Genomic DNA, 4,115 nt, shown 5'->3' on the forward strand with positions numbered 1-4,115 from the left:
CCGGCCAGGGCCGGGCGGTAGGCCGCGCCCCTTCCGCATGCTGGGGTGCCGCCCGCTGCCTGGGCGGCCGCCGGCCGCTACGGGTTCGGGCAGGCGACGTGGGAGGCGATGTCCGCGGCGGCGCCGGAGCCGTACGCCGCGGTGAAGCGGTCGAGGAACGCCTGGCGGGCCAGGGTGTACTCCTGCGGGCCCGCGGATTCGAGGGCGTGCGCGGCGATGGTGTGGCCGACCTGGGCGGCGCGTTCGAGCGGGAGCTCCCAGGCGAGCGCCGACAGGAAACCGGCGCGGAACGCGTCGCCGACGCCGGTCGGGTCGACGACGTTCTCGACGGGGACGGCGGGCACGTGCAGGCCCTCCACGCCCTTGCGGTCGATGACGACGCCCTTGGCGCCGAGGGTGGTGATCCGGATGCCGACGCGGTCCAGGATCTCCTCGCCGGACCAGCCGGTCTTCTCCTCGGCGAGCGCCTTCTCGTACTCGTTGCTGAACAGGTACGCGGCGCCGTCGATGAGGCGGCGGACGTCGGGCCCGTCCATGCGGGCGAGCTGCTGGGACGGGTCGGCCGCGAACGGGATCCCGCGGGCGCGGCACTCGTCGGTGTGCCGCAGCATCGCCTCCGGGTCGTTCGGGCTGACGATGACGAGGTCGAGGCCGCCGACGCGGTCGGCGACGGGTTGCAGCTCGATGGAGCGGGCCTCGCTCATCGCGCCGGCGTAGAACGTCGCGATCTGGTTCTGGTCCTGGTCGGTGGTGCACAGGAACCGGGCCGTGTGGTGCAGGTCGGACACGTGCACGGACGCGGTGTCGACCGCGTGCCGTTCGAGCCAGGAGCGGTAGTCGGCGAAGTCGTCGCCGACGGAGCCGACGAGGATCGACTCCTTGCCGAGGCTGCCCATGCCGAAGCAGATGTTGGCGCCGATCCCGCCGCGGCGGATGTCCAGTTCGTCCACCAGGAAGGACAGCGACACCCGGTCCAGCTGGTCGGGCAGGAACTGGTCGGTGAATCTTCCTGGGAAGGTCATCAGGTGGTCGGTCGCAATGGAGCCAGTCACGGCGATGCGCACGGCGTCGCTCTCCTCGTGGTGGTCGTCCGGCTGTTCACCGGCTGTTTCGGACCCGGAAAGAGTACTTTCCCATCGCATCACAGATGACGCCGGAGCGCAGCCCGGGCCGGGGCCCGGGGCACCCAAAGGGGGCGGCCCGGACACCCGTCCGGCCCGCCCCCGGCGCTCGGTCGCGCCGGTTCGCTCAGTTGAAGGAGTCGCCGCAGGCGCAGGAGCCCGACGCGTTCGGGTTGTCGATCGTGAAACCCTGCTTCTCGATCGAGTCGACGAAGTCGATCGTGGCGCCGGTGAGGTAGGGGGCGCTCATCCGGTCGACCCGGACGGCCAGGCCGTCGAAGTCCTGGATCTGGTCGCCGTCCATCTCGCGCTCGTCGAAGAAGAGCTGGTAGATCAGGCCGGAGCAGCCGCCCGGCTGCACGGCGACACGCAGCGCAAGGTCGTCGCGGCCCTCCTGCTCGAGCAGGCCCTTGGCCTTCTCGGCGGCGGCGTCGGTGAGGACGACGCCCTGCTGCCTGGTCTCTTGCGTGGTCTCGCCTGAAACCGTCATGTGTTCAGCTCCCGGATCTCGCTGCGCCGCGCTGAGCGGCGGACTGTCGCTTGTCCTCCAGGACGTCGTACGCCCCTTCCCGTAGGACAACGTACCTCGCCATAGGCCCATTCCGCTTCCCGGCCATGTCTAACTCCCCGGAACGGTGCGGTCTACGTCACATGATGGCCGGGCGCCGGATGTGCCATCATTAGTCGTCAAAGCGACGATAAGTCCCGTCGCCGAAGGGAGATGACGCCATGGCCACCCCGGTGCGCGACCTTCCGTTGCTGCTGCTCGGCGGCGGTGCCGACCCCGCCAGCGAACGCGGCGTGGACTGTCCCGGCGAGCTGCCGCCCGCCTCCGACCCCGCGCTGGTCGACCGGGCCCGCGCCGCGAAGGCCGCGCTCGGCGAGCGGGTGTTCGTGCTCGGCCACCACTACCAGCGGGACGAGGTCATCCAGTTCGCGGACGTCACCGGCGACTCGTTCAAGCTGGCGCGGCAGGCGGCGGGCCGTCCGGAGGCGCCGTACATCGTGTTCTGCGGCGTCCATTTCATGGCGGAGTCGGCGGACATCCTCACCGCCGCGCACCAGCGGGTGATCCTGCCCGACCTCGGCGCGGGCTGCTCGATGGCGGACATGGCGACGTTCGACCAGGTCGAGGAGTGCTGGGACGTCCTGGAGGACGCGGGCGTCGCCGACGACGTCGTCCCGGTCACCTACATGAACTCGTCGGCCGACATCAAGGGCTTCGTCGGGCGGCACGGCGGCGTGGTGTGCACCTCGTCCAACGCCAAGCGCGCTCTGGACTGGGCCTACGGGAAGGGCAAGAAGGTCCTGTTCCTGCCCGACCAGCACCTTGGGCGCAACACCGCCGTCCTGGAGATGGGCCTCTCCCTGGACGACTGCGTCGTCTACAGCCCGCACCGTCGCGAGGGCGGTCTCACCGCGGAGCAGCTCCGGGACGCCAAGATGATCCTCTGGCGCGGCCACTGCTCCGTGCACGGACGGTTCTCCAAAGAGACGGTGGACGACGTGCGCGCGCGCGTGCCCGGGGTGAACGTCCTCGTGCATCCCGAGTGCCGGCATGAGGTCGTCACCGCGGCCGACCAGATCGGCTCGACCGAGTACATCATCAAGACCATCGAGGCCGCGGAGCCCGGTTCGTCCTGGGCGGTGGGGACGGAGCTGAACCTCGTCCGGCGGCTCGCGAACGCCCACCCGGACAAGAACGTCATGTTCCTCGACAAGACCGTCTGCTACTGCTCGACGATGAACCGCATCGACCTGCCGCACCTGGTGCTGTCGCTGGAGTCGCTCGCCGCCGGACGGGTCGAGAACGTCATCGAGGTGGACGCGGAGACCGCGCACCACGCCCGCGTGGCCCTCGACCAGATGCTCGCCCTCCCCTAGGGAAGGCCGAGCGCCTGGAGGCTCAGGACGTCCCAGACGGGGAACCAGCGGCCGGTGTCGGATTCGACGTCCAGCTCGCCGGCGAGCGCGTCGCGGGCGCTCATCTCGACCGTGTTGTTGCGGCGGTGGTCGCCCGCGCCCGGCACGTCGGGCGGACGGGGCGCGAACGGATAGAACGTCCCGCGGCCGGGCGAATGGACGAGGAAGAGCCGCTGGGGGCCGTCGCCCCGGCGGAAGGAGACGGCCGAGCACAGCAGGTAGGGCCCGTATCCGGCGGCGGTCAGCGTCGAGTTGACCATGTGCAGGTCGGAGACGAGCCGGTCGAACGCGTCCGGCGGGCGCGTGACGTGCGCCCATCCCCAGCCGTAGGGCCCGGCGCTCAGCCCGGTCTCGCGGCCGTCGCCGGTTCCGAGGAGGCGGGCGACGTCGCGCTGAGCGCGGCCGAAGGCGCCGAACGGGCCGCCCTCGACGAGCCGGTGGCAGACGGCGCCGCGCCCGGTGGGGGCGAAACCGGTCGCGGCCTCCAGCGCCGTCGCGGCGGCGGGCAGCGCGAACAGGCGGTCGAGGTCGGGCAGGCCCGGCGGCGCGGGACGGCCGAGCAGCCCGTCCAGGACGCCCACGTCAGCCGCCGCCTTCAAGCCGCCAGGAGATGGCCGACAGCCGCTCCGTGCGCCGCTCAAGCGACGGATGGCTGGACAGCAGGACGTCCGCGCCGCCGCCGCGGACCGCCACCACGCACAGGCCGCTCACCGGGCGCAGGGCCCGCAGGTCGTCGCGGGACGCGTCCCTGATCACGTCGGTGACCTTGCCGAGCGCGGACGCGAGGTCGCCCGGACGCCCCGTCAGCACGGCGCCGGTGGAGTCGGCGCACAGCTCCCGGTGCCGCGACAGCGCGAGCCCGGTGAGCGTTCCCGCGCCGAACAGCACCGCGGCCGCGACGCCGAGCGGCAGCAGGACGATCCCGACGAGCGTCGCGGCCGCGCGTCCGGCGCCGTACCTGCCGCGGGCGGGGATCAGGCCCGTCCACCAGCCGAGGACCAGCCCGGCGCACAGGCCGGGGAACGACGCGAGCGCGGTGTCGAGCACGTCCCGGTTGGCGACGGGCGCGGT

At 72.1% G+C, this 4,115-nt stretch carries 5 protein-coding genes; 1 reads left to right on the forward strand and 4 read right to left on the reverse strand.

Going from position 1 to position 4,115, the window contains the following annotated elements; all coding sequences use genetic code 11:
• Positions 1-77 precede the first annotated feature (77 nt).
• Positions 78-1,064: a carbohydrate kinase family protein gene (locus tag ACH34T_RS44500; RefSeq protein ID WP_396027076.1), complete on the reverse strand. Its 987-nt coding sequence runs from the start codon at positions 1,062-1,064 to the stop codon at positions 78-80.
• 184 nt (positions 1,065-1,248) lie between these two features.
• The gene (locus tag ACH34T_RS44505; RefSeq protein WP_396027077.1) at positions 1,249-1,611 is read right to left on the reverse strand and encodes a HesB/IscA family protein; all 363 of its coding nucleotides are present in this window, start codon (positions 1,609-1,611) and stop codon (positions 1,249-1,251) included.
• A 239-nt stretch (positions 1,612-1,850) separates the two neighbouring features.
• Here ACH34T_RS44505 and nadA point away from each other — a divergent pair, with 239 nt between their 5' ends.
• Positions 1,851-3,005 carry a quinolinate synthase NadA gene (gene nadA, locus ACH34T_RS44510; protein ID WP_396027078.1) on the forward strand — a complete coding sequence of 385 codons (1,155 nt, stop codon included), beginning with the start codon at positions 1,851-1,853 and terminating at the stop codon, positions 3,003-3,005.
• Here the strand turns inward: nadA and ACH34T_RS44515 are convergent.
• Positions 3,002-3,643 (reverse strand): hypothetical protein, encoded by a 642-nt coding sequence (locus tag ACH34T_RS44515; RefSeq protein ID WP_396027079.1) that lies wholly within the window; start codon positions 3,641-3,643, stop codon positions 3,002-3,004. The genes nadA and ACH34T_RS44515 overlap by 4 nt on opposite strands.
• A partial coding sequence (locus ACH34T_RS44520; protein WP_396027080.1) for a M48 family metalloprotease occupies positions 3,627-4,115 on the reverse strand: 489 nt, incomplete at its 5' end. The genes ACH34T_RS44515 and ACH34T_RS44520, both read right to left, overlap by 17 nt.

The sequence above is a fragment of the Actinomadura sp. 9N215 genome, assembly GCF_044326345.1.
In the GTDB taxonomy this organism is placed as follows: Bacteria; Actinomycetota; Actinomycetes; order Streptosporangiales; family Streptosporangiaceae; genus Spirillospora.